This window comes from Deinococcus phoenicis (assembly GCF_000599865.1).
In the GTDB taxonomy this organism is placed as follows: domain Bacteria; phylum Deinococcota; class Deinococci; order Deinococcales; family Deinococcaceae; genus Deinococcus; species Deinococcus phoenicis.
The window spans coordinates 133,343-146,802 of record NZ_JHAC01000017.1; the positions used below are offsets into that span (position 1 = coordinate 133,343).

The following is a 13,460-nucleotide window of genomic DNA, read 5'->3' on the forward strand; positions in this document are numbered from 1 at the left end:
CCGGGGGCGGTTTTTGCTGGTTTCCGAACCCCTCCTCTGACCGGTGCCGAGCGAACACACGCCCCAGTACAAGCCGGGGAGACGAATGGGCGGGTGCCGCTGACCGTCTGGCGCCGTCCCGTAAGCCAGTCGCGCTATCCCTCCCCGGATTCCCGGCGGGTAGAGTGGACCGTTATGCGCCGGCGCCCCGCTGCCCTGATCTTCATTCTGCTGACCGCCCTGATCGACGTGATGGGCATCGGCCTGATCATTCCGGTGCTGCCGGGACTGGTCAAGGACCTCGCGGGGTCGGAGGCGGGGGGCGCGCGCTTTATCGGGTGGCTGACGGCGGCCTACGCGGTGATGCAGTTTCTGTGCGCGCCGATTCTGGGGACGCTCTCGGACCGCTACGGGCGGCGGCCCGTGCTGCTGCTGAGCATGCTGGGAATGGCGCTCGATTACCTGCTGCTCTTCTTCGCGCCGAGCCTGGGGTGGCTGCTGGTGGGCCGGATCGTGGCCGGGGTGACCGGCGCGAGCCTGACGGTGGCGAACGCCTACATCGCCGACGTGTCCCCGCCCGAAGCCCGGGCAAAAAACTTCGGGTTGCTGGGGGCGACCTTCGGCGTGGGGTTCATCCTGGGGCCGGCGCTGGGCGGCCTGCTGGGTGACTTCGGGCTGCGTCTCCCGTTCCTGGTGGCGGCGGGCCTCACGCTGCTGAACTTCCTGTACGGCCTGTTCGTGCTGCCCGAATCGCTACCCGCCTCGGCACGCGGCCGGGCACTGGGCCGCCAGGCCCTGAACCCCTTCACGCCGCTGAAGGCACTCACCGAGTACCCCATCACGCGCAACCTCGCGGGAACGTTCGTGCTGCTGGGGCTGGCGGGGCAGGTGATCTTCAGCACCTGGGTGCTATACACCGAGGCGGTGCTGAGGTGGTCGCCCGCGCAGAACGGCGTGGCGCTCGCCTTTTTCGGCCTGCTGACGGCGGGCGTGCAGGCCGGGCTGATCGGCAAGTCGATTCAGGTGCTGGGCGAGCGGCGCACCATCCTGCTGGGGCTGGTGATGTCGGTCGGGGAATTCCTGGTGCTGAGCCTCGCGCGCACCTCGCCCCTGCTGTACCTCTCGCTGGTCTTCGGGGCGCTGGGTGGCCTGGCCGGTCCCGCCCTACAAGGCCTGATCAGCCGTCAGGTCAGCGAAACCGAGCAGGGGCGCGTGCAGGGCGCGATCACCAGCCTGAACAGCCTGGTGGGCGTGGTCGGCCCCATCGTCGCCACCGCCGTCTTCGCGTACTTCAACGGCGGCGGCGCACCCTTCCGCCTGCCCGGCGCGGCGTTCCTGATGGGGGCGGCCTTCGCCGTTCTCGGGACACTGCTGGTCTGGAGCGTGCTGCGGCGGATGCCCGCACAGAGGCCGGAGGCCGGCGCAGAGGTGGGCGGAGACTAACCCTCCCGCACACCGCCCCCGCCCACCTCCCAGACCCGCGTGGCCACCCGGCCCACCAGCGTGCGGTCATGGCTGGCGAGCAGCACCGTGCCGGGGAAAGTCAGCAACAGGCCCTCCAGCGCCTCGATGGCCCGGATGTCCAGGTGATTGGTGGGTTCGTCCAGCACGAGCACCTGCGCCCGCGTCACGCTCAGCCGCGCGAGGCTCAGGCGGGTGCGCTGCCCCCCCGACAGCCCGGGGACAGGAAAGTCGGGGCCGCCGGGAAGGCCCACTTGCGCGGCGACCTCGTGGAGCTGGTGCGGCGTGAGGACGGGGTTGGCGTCCAGCAGTGCCTCCCCGACCGTTGCCACGTCCGCCAGTTCCTCGCCGTGCTGGCCCGCCGCGTACACCCCCAGGCCCTGGCCCCAGCGGACCTCTCCCGTGTGGGGCAAGGTGCCGAGCAGGGCCGCCAGCAACGTACTTTTGCCACCGCCGTTCGGCCCGGTCAGGGCGATCCGGTCGCCCCGGCGCACGTCCAGCCGGACGCCGGACAGGACTTCGTGCCCGTCGCGCGTCACGGTCAGGTCACGGACGGTCAGGACCTCCGCGGGGCCGGGAGGCGCGTCCGGCAGGTCCAGCCGGACGGTGCGGCGGTCCTGAAAGGGCTTGTCGCCCGCCTGGGCGTCCAGGCGTTCCAGTTGACGGTCCAGGGCACGGGCACGCCCGGCGAGCGTGTTGGAGACGTTCTCGGCCTTGTTCTTCGCGGGCAGCAGGGCCTGATTCCCGGCGCGGCGGTGGTTGAACTTCCCGGCACTCTCGCCCGCCGAACGCAGGCGGCCCTGTTCCTGCATCAGCGCCTCGCGTTTGCGCCGGTACGCCGCATGGTCCCGCTCCTGGGCCTCCCGCAGCCCAGCTTTCACCTCCATCGCCGCCGTGTACCCACCGGGATAGACGGTCAGCCGCCCCCGTTCCAGCTCCGCCGTGCGGGTCGTCACCGCGTCCAGAAAGGCGCGGTCGTGGCTCGCCAGCACGAAGGCCGCGTCCGATGCACGAATCCAGCCTTCCAGCCAGGCCGCGCCGCCGGCGTCGAGGTGGTTGGTGGGTTCGTCCAGCAGGTACAGGTCGGCGGGCGAGAGCAGCAGCCTTGAGAGCATCACGCGCCGGGTCTGCCCGCCCGAGAGCCGCGCGGCGACCGCCTGCGGGTCGAGGTCCAGGCCATGCAGAACGCTGGCGGCCCGCGCCCCGAAGTCGTAGCCACCGGCCAGGCGGTACGTTTCCTCGGCGTCGGCAAAGGTGCTCAGCGCCTCGTCCGTGCCCTCGGTGAGCCGGGCCGAGGCGAGATTGAACGCCTGGTGCGCCGCCCGCAGGTTTTCCGGGGTCACCGCGTCCAGCACCGTGCCCGTCCCGGTGCCGGCGTGCTGGGCCAGCAGGGCCACCCGTCCCGTTCGCCACACCGTTCCCGCGTCCGGCGGGTCCACGCCCGCCATGACGCGCAGCAGCGACGTTTTACCGCCGCCATTTTCTCCGACCAGCGCGAGCCGCTCGCCCGCACCGATCTCCAAGTCCACCGCCTCAAAAATCGTCCGGTCGCCGAACACGCGCGCGACTCCATTCAACCGCAACAAACGGTCACCCCCTGCGGGCGAGCCGTCCCACCTTTCCCGGATCGCCGGGACCGGGCGGGACGTGGCTTCAAGCCGGTTTCAGAGCAGGGGGAGGAGGCGCAAGACCGGGAATCCTTTGAATGGAGGAAGGCAGGAGCGCCGGGCAACCCGGACCGCTGCGGTCAGGTTAGCGCACGGGCGGGGCGCACAGGCTCCGCCAGATGGCCGAGTCAGACCAACTCTCTGATTCCAGAACATCCGGGCAAGCCACCGGATCTTCTCCACAGGCTCAGGGGCGGCCCTTTGCCCTTCTTGCAGGAAGGGGCGGAAGCAGACCTGCTCCTGGTCTATCGCCGCCCGCCGGTCTTCGTCTCGCTCAGCCCGGATTCGTCTCCGACCAGTCCGAAGGTCGTATCACTCCCGCCGGCGCAGCGTCAGCGCCAGCAGAAAAATGGCCGTGTTGACCAGCACGATGGTTGCGCCCGGCGCGGTGTTCAGGAAGTAGCTGAGGTACAGCCCCACCACGCCGCCGACGGTGCCCAGCAGGGCCGCCAGCCCGATCATCTTCTTGAGGCTGCGGGCCAGCAGGCGGGCGGCCGCGCTGGACGTGATCAGCAGGCTCACGCTGAGGGTGGTGCCGACGAGCTGCACGGTCAGCACCACCACCAGCCCGATCAGGATCAGCAACAGGTTGTTCAGCCCACGCACTGGCAGACCGGTGGCGCGGGCCTCGGTGGGGTCGAAGGAGGCCAGCAGCAGTTCCTTCTGGACGGCGGTCAGCAGGGCACCCACGAGCACCGTCACGCCCAGCGCGCTCCACAGGTCGCCCGGCGTGACCCCCAGCGGGTTCCCGATCAGGAAGTTGCTGAGGTCGGTGGTGAAGGTGGGCGCGCGCGAGAGCATCACCACGCCCAGCGCGAACATCCCCACGAACACGATGCCGATGGCGCTGTCCTGCTTCAGCCCGCTGCGCTGCCCAACGGCCCCGATGCCCAGGGCCGTCAGCACGGCGGCGACCAGCGCGCCCACCAGCAGATTCCCGCCCGCCAGAAACGCCCCCACGATGCCCGGAAAGACGGCGTGGCTCATCGCGTCCCCGATATAGCTCAGGCCGCGCAGCACCACCCACGCGCCCACCAGCGCGCACAGCACGCTCACCAGCACGACCGCCAGCAGCGCCCGCACGAAGAAGTCGAATTGCAGGGGGTCGGTCAGCAGGTGCATGGGGTCGCCTTCGGCGTCGGGTGGTCGGTGGGACAGTGGGGTGCGGGATGCGGCGCGCGGTTTGCCGTCTGCTCTGCCATCTGCTTCACGCCTCCGCGTGGGTGTGCCCGAGGTGGCTGGAGCTGAAGGTGGCCTCGATGTTGTGCGGCGTGTACACCTCGGCGGGCGTGCCGTCCGCGACGACGCGCCGGTTCACCAGCACCAGGTGATCGCACCAGCGCCGGGCCTGCTCCAGGTCGTGGGTGACCATCACCACCGCGCGGCCCGCGTCGGCCTGGGCGCGCAGCAGGGCCATCAGCTGCTCCTGCGTGGCCGCGTCCACCCCGGTCAGCGGTTCGTCCAGCAGCAGCACGCGGGCGTCCCGCGCGAGCATCCGGGCCAGCAGCACCCGCTGGCGCTGCCCGCCGCTCAGGGCGCCGATGTGCCGCCCGCGCAGCTTGTACACGCCGGTCTGCCGCAGGGCGTCCGCCACCCGCTCGCGGTCGGTGCGGCCCGGCCAGCGCAGCCAGCCCACCCGCCCGGTGCGGCCCATCATCGCCACGTCCCAGACCGTCACCGGAAAGGCCCAGTCCAGGGTCTGCTGCTGGGGCACGTAGGCCACGTCGTCCCGCGCGCTGCCCCCCTCCGTGAACACCACCTCGCCCGCCGTGGGCGCATTCAGGCCCACCAGCGTCTTGAGGAGCGTGCTTTTGCCCGCCCCGTTCGGCCCGATCACGGCGCTGAAGGTGCCCGGCGCGAACTGCACCGTCGCGTCTTCCAGCGCCAGATGGGTGCCGTACCGCACCGTCAGGTTCTCCACACCCAGCATCCGGGCAGCATAGCGCGCGGGGAGTTGATATTGCGAGGGCGGAATCAAGAAGCTGGACGGGACAAGCTCTTGACCGCGTCCCGCGCCCGGCACACCGCCTCCCTACCTCAGCGCCCTGACCATCGTGTCCACGTTCGCCCGGAACGCCTTCAGGTACGTGTCGCCCGCGCTGCCGCTGGGGCCGAGGGCGTCGGTGTAGAGCGGCGGGGCGATCTTCGTGCCGGTTTCGCGGGCGAGGGTCTGGGCCAGCCGGGCGTTCACGGTGTTCTCGGTGAAAATCACGCGCGCGCCGCTTTTCTTCACGGCCTGGATCAGCCCGGCCAGTTCGCGGGCGCTGGGTTCGCGCTCGGTGCCCAGGCCGGGAATGACCGTCCCGATCACCTTCAGCCCGTAGCGGTCCGCGAGGTAATGCAGGCTGTCATGGTTCGTGACGATCTGGCGGCGCGCGGCGGGGAGGGTGGCGAACTGCTTCCTGGCGTAGCCGTCCAGGCCGATCACCTGCTCCACGAAGGTGTTCAGGTTGTCCTCGTAGCTTTTCTTTCCGGCGGGGTCGAGCTTGATCAGCGCAGTGGCGGCGTTGCGGGCGTAGCCCACGGCGAGGGCCGGGTCCCACCAGGCGTGTGGGTCGGGAGCGCGGCCACCGGGGGCCGCCCGCAGCTTCAGGCCCGCCGTGAGTTCCTGCACCGGGACTCTGGGCGCGGCGGCCTTCAGTTTCGGCAGCCAGGGTTCCAGGCCCGCGCCGTTGGCGAACAGCACCCGGCTTCCCGCCAGACTGCGAATGGCCCCCGTGGTCGGCTGGAAGGTGTGCGCGTCGCTGCCCGGCGGCACGATCACGTTCACGCGGACGCGGGTGCCTCCCACCGCCTTCACGAAGTCGCCGATGATGCTGGTGGTCGCGCTGACGGGCAGGGCGGCGGCCTTCGCCGTGGGCAGGCCGCAGACGGCGAGGATGACGGCGAGCCGCAGGGAGGCCGGGAAGTGGGGAAGAGGCATAATGATTTATCTTTATCAAAAAGTAGAGCGGTGCGGATGAATGGCGGCTCATCCTCGCGGTGTGTGCTGTGGCCGGCCTGCCCCCCCTGGCAGCGGTTCCACAGGGCGGCTTACACTGCGCCCCATGACCCAGGCTGCCCCCCTCCCCGAATGGTACAAGAGCGCCGTCTTCTACGAACTCTCGGTCCGCACCTACGCCGACGGCAACGGCGACGGCAAGGGCGACTTTCCCGGCCTGACCGGGAAACTCGACTACCTCAAGAACCTGGGCGTGGACTGCCTGTGGCTCCTGCCCTTCTTCCCCAGCCCCCTGCGCGACGACGGCTACGACGTGGCCGACTACACCGGCATTCACCCCGACCTGGGCACGCTGGACGACTTCAAGGTCTTCCTAAGGGAGGCGCATGGGCGCGGCCTGCGCGTGATCGGCGACCTGGTGACCAACCACACGTCCTCCGATCACCCGTGGTTCCAGGCGGCGCGGCGCGGCCCCACCCTGCCCGACGGCAGCCCCAACGAGTACTTCGACTACTACGTCTGGAGCGACACGGGCACCGAGTACGCGGGCGCACGCATCATCTTCACCGACACCGAGACGAGCAATTGGACCTACGACGAGGTGGCCGGGAAGTACTACTGGCACCGCTTCTTCGCCTCACAGCCCGACCTCAATTACGACAACCCGAAGGTACAGGAGGAACTGCTGAACGCTCTGCGCTTCTGGCTGGACCTGGGGTTGGACGGCTTCCGGGTGGACGCCGTGCCCTACCTGATCGAGCGCGAGGGGACCAACTGCGAGAACCTCCCCGAGACGCACGCCATTTTGCAGCATCTCCGCCGCGTCGTGGACGAGGAATATCCGGGCCGCCTGCTGCTCGCGGAGGCGAACCAGTGGCCCGAGGAGGTCGTGGAGTACTTCGGCACGGAGGCCGCGCCCGAGTTCCACATGTGCTTCAACTTTCCAGTGATGCCCCGGCTGTACATGAGCCTGAAGCGTGAGGACACTTCCTCCATCCGCGAGATCATGGGCCGCCTGCCCCAGATTCCCAGCTTCGGCCAGTGGGCGACCTTCCTGCGCAACCACGACGAACTGACGCTGGAGATGGTGACCGACGACGAGCGGGCCTTCATGTACGCGGCCTACGCGCCCGACACCCGCATGAAAATTAACGTGGGCATTCGCCGCCGCCTGGCGCCGCTGCTCGACAACGACCGCCGCCGCGTCGAGCTGCTGACCACCGTGCTGCTGGCCCTGCCCGGCAGCCCCATCCTGTATTACGGCGACGAGATCGGCATGGGCGACAACCTCTCGCTGGCCGACCGCAACGGCGTGCGGACCCCGATGCAGTGGAACGCGGGCATCAGCGGCGGCTTTTCCACCGCCCTGCCCGAACAGTGCTTCTTTCCGCCCAACCAGGACCCGGTGTACGGCTATCAGCGCGTGAACGTGAACGCGCAGGAACAGGACCCCAGCAGCCTGCTGAAATGGATGTCGCGCCAGCTCGAACTGCGCCGCGCCCATCCGGCCTTTGCCGTCGGCGACCTGACCTTTATCGAGTCGGGCAATCCCGCCGTGCTGGCCTTTGTCCGCACCACCCCCGACGAGACGCTTCTGATCGTGAGCAATTTTGCCGGGAACGCGCAGGCGGCGCACCTCGACCTCTCGGCGTATATGGGCCGGGTGCCGGTGACGCTGGCCGGGGCCAGTCCCTTCCCGCCCGTCGCGGAAGGGCCGTATCCCATGATTCTGGGCAAGTACGACTATTACTGGCTGCGGCTGAACTGAAGCTTCGGGCAGCCACAACAAGAATGCCCCGGCAAACGCTGGGGCATTCTTGTTGGCTGGAAGCTTTCCTCAGTCGTTGCTGCTGCCGCCGATTCCGAACAGCCGCAGAATGAACAGGAACATGTTGATGAAGTCCAGATACAGGGCCAGCGCGCCGTTGATGGCGGCCCGCTCGGCGGTTTCGCCACTGATGCCGCTGAGGGCCAGGTTGCGCAGCATCTGCGTGTCGTAGGCGGTCAAGCCCGCGAACAGCAGCACGCCGACGATGCTGATGCCCAACGTCAGGGCGCTGCTCGCCACGAACATGTTCACGATCATGGCGACGAACAGGCCCAGGACGGCGAACAGGAAGAAGCGGCCCATCGCGCTGAGGTCACGCTTGATCACGAAGCCCGCCACGCTCATGGCGGCGAAGGTGCCCGCCGTGGTCAGAAAGGCCGAGATCACCGCACTGGGGCTGTACGCGAACAGCAGGGCGCTGAAGGTCAGGCCGGTCAATGCGGCGTAGGCGATAAACAGCAGACCCGCCACAGCGCTGCTGAGGCGCTGCGCGAACATGCTCAGCACAAAGACCAGGGCAAGCTGCGCCAGCACCAGCGGCAGCCGCAGGCTCATCACCTGATACGCCAGCCCCTCGTTCTGCCAGGTCAGGTAGGCGACCCCAGCGGTCAGGGCCAGCCCCGCCGCCATCCACGAGTACGTCCGCGCCATGAAGGTGCGGACCAGAGTTTCCGTTCGGGTAGCAGTCAGTTGCATACGGAAGAGGATACGGGGCGGCGGGGCGAAAGGTTCCCGGGGAGCCGTCAGGGGTCAGCTCTCAGCTTGCAGCAACAAAAAGGCCCCCGCACAGGCCAGAGCTTTTCCGTCTTCTGCTGGCGGCTCCCCTACCTTCTCACCAGCAGCGCCAGCGGGAACTCCTCCAGCACCTTCGCCAGCGGGATTTTCTCGCTGCGGGCGCGGAAGCGTTGCCCGGTCAGCACGTTCTCGTAGGTGCCGGGGCGGGGGAGGGTCAGTTGGCGGTTGCCCCAGGTTTCACCCCGCGCCCAGGGCGTTCCCTCGCGCGTGAGGGTATACGTGAAGCGCGGCGCGACCGTGACGGCCACCTCGTCCCCGTGCTGTCTGGCAAAGGCCAGCAGGTACTTTCCGGCCTCGATGGGGCGGTAGCTGCCGTGCCGGAACAGGTTGGGGAAGGCGGCGCGTGCTCGCAGGGCCGCCCAGGTGACCAGCAGTTTCACGCCGCCGTCCTCGTAGCGGGCGAGGAGATCGTGGGCGAGTTTCAGGCCGTCTTCCGCGTGGCGTTTCTCGATGCGGGAAAGGAGCCGGGTACGCCAGGCGTAGTCCACCGGGCGGCGGTTGTCGGGGTCCACCAGGCTCTGGTTCCAGCCCTCGCCGCCCTGGTAGGTGTCGGGCATGCCGGGCGCGGTCAGGCGTACCAGCGCCGCCGAGAGGCCGTTCTGCGCGCCGTAGGGGCTGATGCGGGTGTGCAGTTCGCGCAGACTTTCCGCGAATCGTCCCTCTGCCAGCAACCCGCGCACCAGGCCATCCAGCGCCTCCTCGTACTCCTGGTCGGGGGCGGCCCAGCTCGTGCGGAGTTTGGCCTCACGGGCAGCCTTGAGGGCATACGCGCTCAGGCGGTCGGCGAAGTCGTCCGTCTGGCCGTCCAGCGGGTAGGCCCCCAGGGCGGACTGGAGAAAGGTGTAGGTGTCGAGCGCGGTGGGGGCCGGCCCCAGGTCGAGCGGGCGCTCCAGGCTGCGGATCAGGGGCGACCAGCCGCTCAGGTACGCCGCCCAGGTCTGCGGCATCTCGCTCAGCACGCTGATGCGGGCGCGGGTGTCCTCGCCCCGCTTCGTGTCGTGGGTGCTGCCCGCGAGCATGGAGCCGGGCCAGCGTTCCGCCCGTTGCCCCGCGTCCCGGTGGAAGGCCCGCAGCGGCGTGCCGAACAGCGCCGGGTCGCCGCCCACCTCGTTCAGCGAGAGGAGGCGCGCGTAACGGTAAAAGGCCGTATCCTCCGCCCCCTTCGCGGTCACCGGACCGGTGAGCTGCTGGAACTTCAGCGCGAAGCCCGCATACCGCTCGCGGGTGGCCTCGTCCGGCGCGTCCAGCTTGAGGACCGCCTCCAGAAAGTCGAAGAGGCTGGGGTCGAGGTCGCGCTGGCCCTGGCGACTGTGGCTCCGCGCGTCGCGGATGGCCCGCTCGATCTTGGCGTTGTCGCCCGGCTCGCGCGACCCGTCCGCGCGGACGTAGGTGCGGTACACCGGGAAGGCGGCGATCACCTCGCGGATCACGTCGCGCAGCGCACTCAGGGTGAAGTCGCGCGAGCGCAGGTCCGCCTCGGCGATGCGTTCCAGGTGCTCGGCCAGCACGTTCACCTCACCGGGCAACGACACGCGCTGAATCAGCAGTTTGCCCCGGTAGAGGTGGTCGCCGTAGCTCTCGCGGTCCCCGGTGAAGCGGCGGTACATGGCCGTCAGCTCCTCCTCGTTCGTCCCGTCCACGAACACGCCGTTCAGTTGGGCCAGGAAGTCATAGCCGGTCGTGCCGTGAACGGCCCAGCCGTCCGGCAGCCGCTCGCCCGGTTCCAGAATCTTTTCCGCGACCACGTAGAGGGGAAGAGGTTCGCCCTCCCGCCACTCGCGCCCCAGCGCCTCCGCCGCGCCGCGTTGCAGCGCCTGGAAATACCCGGCGGGGTCGAACAGGCCGTCGGTGTGGTCCAGCCGCACACCCTTCACCACGCCGTCCCGGACCAGCTCCAGCAGCTTGGCGTGTGCCCAGGCGAACACGCGCGGGTCTTCCATCCGCAGCGCCGCCAGATCGTTGATGTCGAAAAAGCGCCGGTAGTTGATCTGCTCAGCGGCCACCCGCCACGACGCCAGGCGGTAGTTCTGCTCCTGAATCAGCGCGTCGAGCCGGGCGGGGTCGGCGTTGACGGCCTCCACCACGCGGTCCAGGGTTTCCCGGACCGGGCGGGACACGTCCGCCAATGCCCCCAGACGGCGGGTCATTACCTCGCCCTCCTGGGCGCGGGCCAGGCGGCCTTCGTCGGTCAGGTCGGCGCTGCCCGCACGGGGCAGGTTGCCCGCCGCCCGCGCGATGCTGGACAGTTCCGCCTGTTCGGCGTGCGGCGTGCCGGGGGCCAGCTCTGCGGCCACCTCCTCTAGCAGCGGTGCGAGGGTGCGGGGCGAGAGAGGCAGCTGCCGTTCCCAGTACGTCAGCCCGAAGCGTCCGCCTTCCCGCGTCAGGTGCAGCTCACCGCGTTCCAGCACGCGCCCGTACTGGTCGCCCAGCACCGGCAGCAGCACTTTATTTTCCAGCGCCCGCTTCAGGGGCTGCCAGGAGATGTCGAAGAAGTGGGCGTAGCGGCTGGCCTGCCCGTGGGTCAGCACGTCCTCCCAGTAGGGGTTGTGGCCGCCCTGGATGCCCATGTGGTTGGGCACGAAATCCACGATCAGGCCCAGCCCGAGTTCCCCCGCCCGCGCCGCCAGCCGCCGCAAGCCGGCCTCGCCGCCCAGCTCGGGGTCCACCTGGGCATGGTCGGTCACGTCGTAGCCGTGCGTGGACCCTGGTGCGCTCGTCCAGACGGGGGAGAGGTACAGGTCGGTGATACCCAGCCGTTTCAGGTACGGCAGCACCCGCCGCGCCGCCGCGAAGTCGAAGCCCGCGTGCAGTTGCAGGCGGTAGGTGGCGGAAGGGATGTGGGTCGGGGGCTGTGAGGTGTGGGGTGTGGGGTCGGTCATGCCCCGGACCCCAGCAAGGCGGCCTCGCCGCGTTCCAGCGTGCGGTCCTCGCGGCCCTCGGAGTGCAGGAACACCCGCGCCGGGAGGGGGAAGGGCAGGTCCAGGCTTTCCGCGTCCACCGCTTCCCGCCCCACGTTCCACAGCAGCACCCGTGCGCCGTCCTGCGTGGCGTGGCGCACCCACAGCACGTCCCCGCCATTCCCGGAAGACACCGCTCCGGCGCTGAGGTTGCGGCGCTCACGGTCCTTCAGCACGGCGTCCTCGCGGCGCAGCCTCAGCAACTCGCGGTAGAGGGCCAGGGTGCGGGCGTGCTCGCCCCCCTCGCGTTCGGCCCAGTCCAGTTTCGCCAGCTCGAAGGTCGCCTCGGCCTGTGGGTCCAGCACGTTCTCGCCGCTGAAGCCCTCGAAGTGGCCGAATTCCTTCTTGCGGCCCTCGCTGACGAGGTGGCCCAGTTCGCCGTGGTGGTCACTGAAGAAGGGGAAGGGCGCGGACGCGGCCCACTCCTGCCCCTGGAACAGCAGCGGCGTGGTGGGCAGGCTCAGCAGCAGCATGGAAGCGCCCCGGAACATGGCTGGCGTGACCCGCTCCAGGTGATGCACCCGGTCGCCCACCGCGCGGTTGCCGATCTGGTCGTGGTTCTGGATGAAGTAGACGAAGCTGGGCGAGTTCAGCGCGCCCGCGGGTTTGCCACGTGGAGCCTTCTCCAGCGGCCACTCCTGCCCCTCGAAGACCCAGCCCCGGTCGATCACGTTCGCCAATGCCGCCGCCCCGCCCCGGAACGGCCCGTAATAGCCGTCGCGGTCGCCGGTCAGCGTGACGCGCACCTCGTGGTGGAAGTCGTCCACCCACATGCCGTCGAGGTGGTACTCGGTGACCACTTCGGGAAGGTTGCGGTAGTCCTCGGCCAGCAGCAGGTGGGTGCCGCCCAGCTTGTGGACCTCGTCCGCCAGTTCGCGCAGGATGTGGACCGGGGAGTCGTCCTGCATCTCCTGGGTGGCGTCCAGCCGCAGTCCGTCGAAGCGGTAGTCGCGCAGCCACATCCGGGCATTGCCGGTGATGTACCGCCGCATATGCGGTTCGGCGTAGTCCAGCCCGGCCCCCCAGGGGGTCTGGAAACGGTCGGTGAAGTAGCGGGGGCTGTAGGCGCTCAGGTAATTTCCGTCCGGCCCGAAGTGGTTGTAGACGGCATCGAGAAACACACCCAGCCCCAGCCCGTGCGCGGCGTCCACGAAGGCCATCAGGTCTTCCGGTCGGCCATAGGGCGCGTAGGGGGCATAGAGCGCTGCGCCGTCGTAGCCCCACCCCCGCTGGCCGGGAAAGGCCGCCAACGGCATCAGTTCGATGGCCGTCACGCCCAGCGCCTTCAGCTCCGGCAGTTTCCCCAGCGCCGCCCGGTAGGTCCCTTCCAGGGTAAAGGTACCGACATGCAGCTCGTAGAACACACAGTCGGAGAGCGGGAGGCCGCGCCAGCCCGTGTTCTGCCACTCGTAAGCGTGCGGGTCCACCACCTCGGCCTCGCCGTGGACGCCGTCCGGCAGGAAGCGGGCGTAGGGATCGGGCGTGGGCACGCCGTCCAGCAGGAACAGGTAGCGCGCCCCTACCTGGACGGGCACGACCAGCTCGAAAAAGCCGTCCCCGAGCGCGGGCATGGGGTAAACGACCCCGTTCACGCGCACGCCGACCTCCCGCGCCGTGGTGGTCCAGACGCGAAAGCGGGTGCCGCTCCCCCCGGGCAGCAGGTGGGCACCCAGCCGGGTGGCGAGGGTGTCGGAGGCGGATTCGGGTGTCGGGTGATCCTTCGGAGAGGTCGTCATGCAAGGCTCCTTCCAGGCCGCCCGTCCGGGGTCGAACGGCGGCAAACGGGTCAGGGTAGGGGTGCCGGGTCAGCCACAGGTGAGCCGAGGCTCAAG

The 13,460-nt window shown here is 69.4% G+C and carries 9 protein-coding genes; 2 read left to right on the top strand and 7 right to left on the bottom strand.

Features of this window, described 5'->3' with window-relative positions; genetic code table 11:
* Window positions 1-174 precede the first annotated feature (174 nt).
* Window positions 175-1,422: a TCR/Tet family MFS transporter gene (locus DEIPH_RS05745; protein ID WP_034355233.1), complete on the top strand. Its 1,248-nt coding sequence runs from the start codon at window positions 175-177 to the stop codon at window positions 1,420-1,422.
* Here DEIPH_RS05745 and DEIPH_RS05750 read toward each other — a convergent pair.
* The 4 genes from DEIPH_RS05750 to DEIPH_RS05765 form a co-directional block, all read right to left on the bottom strand.
* A complete protein-coding gene (locus tag DEIPH_RS05750; RefSeq protein WP_235183182.1) occupies window positions 1,419-2,999 on the bottom strand; it encodes an ABC-F family ATP-binding cassette domain-containing protein in 1,581 nt (526 codons plus the stop codon). The two genes, DEIPH_RS05745 and DEIPH_RS05750, sit on opposite strands and share 4 nt — an antisense overlap.
* A gap of 420 nt (window positions 3,000-3,419) precedes the next feature.
* Window positions 3,420-4,229: a metal ABC transporter permease gene (locus DEIPH_RS05755; RefSeq protein WP_034355238.1), complete on the bottom strand. Its 810-nt coding sequence runs from the start codon at window positions 4,227-4,229 to the stop codon at window positions 3,420-3,422.
* A gap of 85 nt (window positions 4,230-4,314) precedes the next feature.
* Entirely contained in the window at window positions 4,315-5,037 is a 723-nt protein-coding gene (locus DEIPH_RS05760; protein ID WP_034355241.1) for a metal ABC transporter ATP-binding protein, read from the bottom strand.
* Window positions 5,038-5,139: 102 nt separating this feature from the next.
* On the bottom strand, window positions 5,140-6,030 hold the full coding sequence (locus DEIPH_RS05765) for a metal ABC transporter solute-binding protein, Zn/Mn family (protein ID WP_034355244.1): 891 nt from the start codon (window positions 6,028-6,030) through the stop codon (window positions 5,140-5,142).
* A 124-nt stretch (window positions 6,031-6,154) separates the two neighbouring features.
* Between DEIPH_RS05765 and treS the strand changes: the two genes are divergently transcribed.
* The gene (gene treS, locus DEIPH_RS05770) at window positions 6,155-7,816 is read left to right on the top strand and encodes a maltose alpha-D-glucosyltransferase (protein WP_034355247.1); all 1,662 of its coding nucleotides are present in this window, start codon (window positions 6,155-6,157) and stop codon (window positions 7,814-7,816) included.
* 69 nt (window positions 7,817-7,885) lie between these two features.
* Here the strand turns inward: treS and DEIPH_RS05775 are convergent, their stop codons facing one another.
* From DEIPH_RS05775 to treZ, 3 genes are all read right to left on the bottom strand, one after another.
* Window positions 7,886-8,572 (bottom strand): Bax inhibitor-1/YccA family protein, encoded by a 687-nt coding sequence (locus DEIPH_RS05775; RefSeq protein ID WP_034355250.1) that lies wholly within the window; start codon window positions 8,570-8,572, stop codon window positions 7,886-7,888.
* Window positions 8,573-8,700: 128 nt separating this feature from the next.
* A complete protein-coding gene (gene treY / locus DEIPH_RS05780; protein ID WP_051517180.1) occupies window positions 8,701-11,550 on the bottom strand; it encodes a malto-oligosyltrehalose synthase in 2,850 nt (949 codons plus the stop codon).
* Window positions 11,547-13,364: a malto-oligosyltrehalose trehalohydrolase gene (gene treZ, locus DEIPH_RS05785; RefSeq protein ID WP_034355252.1), complete on the bottom strand. Its 1,818-nt coding sequence runs from the start codon at window positions 13,362-13,364 to the stop codon at window positions 11,547-11,549. The genes treY and treZ overlap by 4 nt, the downstream gene beginning before the upstream one ends.
* Window positions 13,365-13,460 lie beyond the last annotated feature (96 nt).

What these genes read in the sequence shown, in the direction of transcription:
- DEIPH_RS05745 (WP_034355233.1), top strand. Translation starts at nt 175, where the DNA reads ATGCGCCGGCGCCCCGCTGCCCTGATCTTCATTCTGCTGACCGCCCTG.
- DEIPH_RS05755 (WP_034355238.1), bottom strand. Translation starts at nt 4,229, where the DNA reads ATGCACCTGCTGACCGACCCCCTGCAATTCGACTTCTTCGTGCGGGCG.
- DEIPH_RS05760 (WP_034355241.1), bottom strand. Translation starts at nt 5,037, where the DNA reads ATGCTGGGTGTGGAGAACCTGACGGTGCGGTACGGCACCCATCTGGCG.
- DEIPH_RS05765 (WP_034355244.1), bottom strand. Translation starts at nt 6,030, where the DNA reads ATGCCTCTTCCCCACTTCCCGGCCTCCCTGCGGCTCGCCGTCATCCTC.
- treS (WP_034355247.1), top strand. Translation starts at nt 6,155, where the DNA reads ATGACCCAGGCTGCCCCCCTCCCCGAATGGTACAAGAGCGCCGTCTTC.
- DEIPH_RS05775 (WP_034355250.1), bottom strand. Translation starts at nt 8,572, where the DNA reads ATGCAACTGACTGCTACCCGAACGGAAACTCTGGTCCGCACCTTCATG.
- treY (WP_051517180.1), bottom strand. Translation starts at nt 11,550, where the DNA reads ATGACCGACCCCACACCCCACACCTCACAGCCCCCGACCCACATCCCT.
- treZ (WP_034355252.1), bottom strand. Translation starts at nt 13,364, where the DNA reads ATGACGACCTCTCCGAAGGATCACCCGACACCCGAATCCGCCTCCGAC.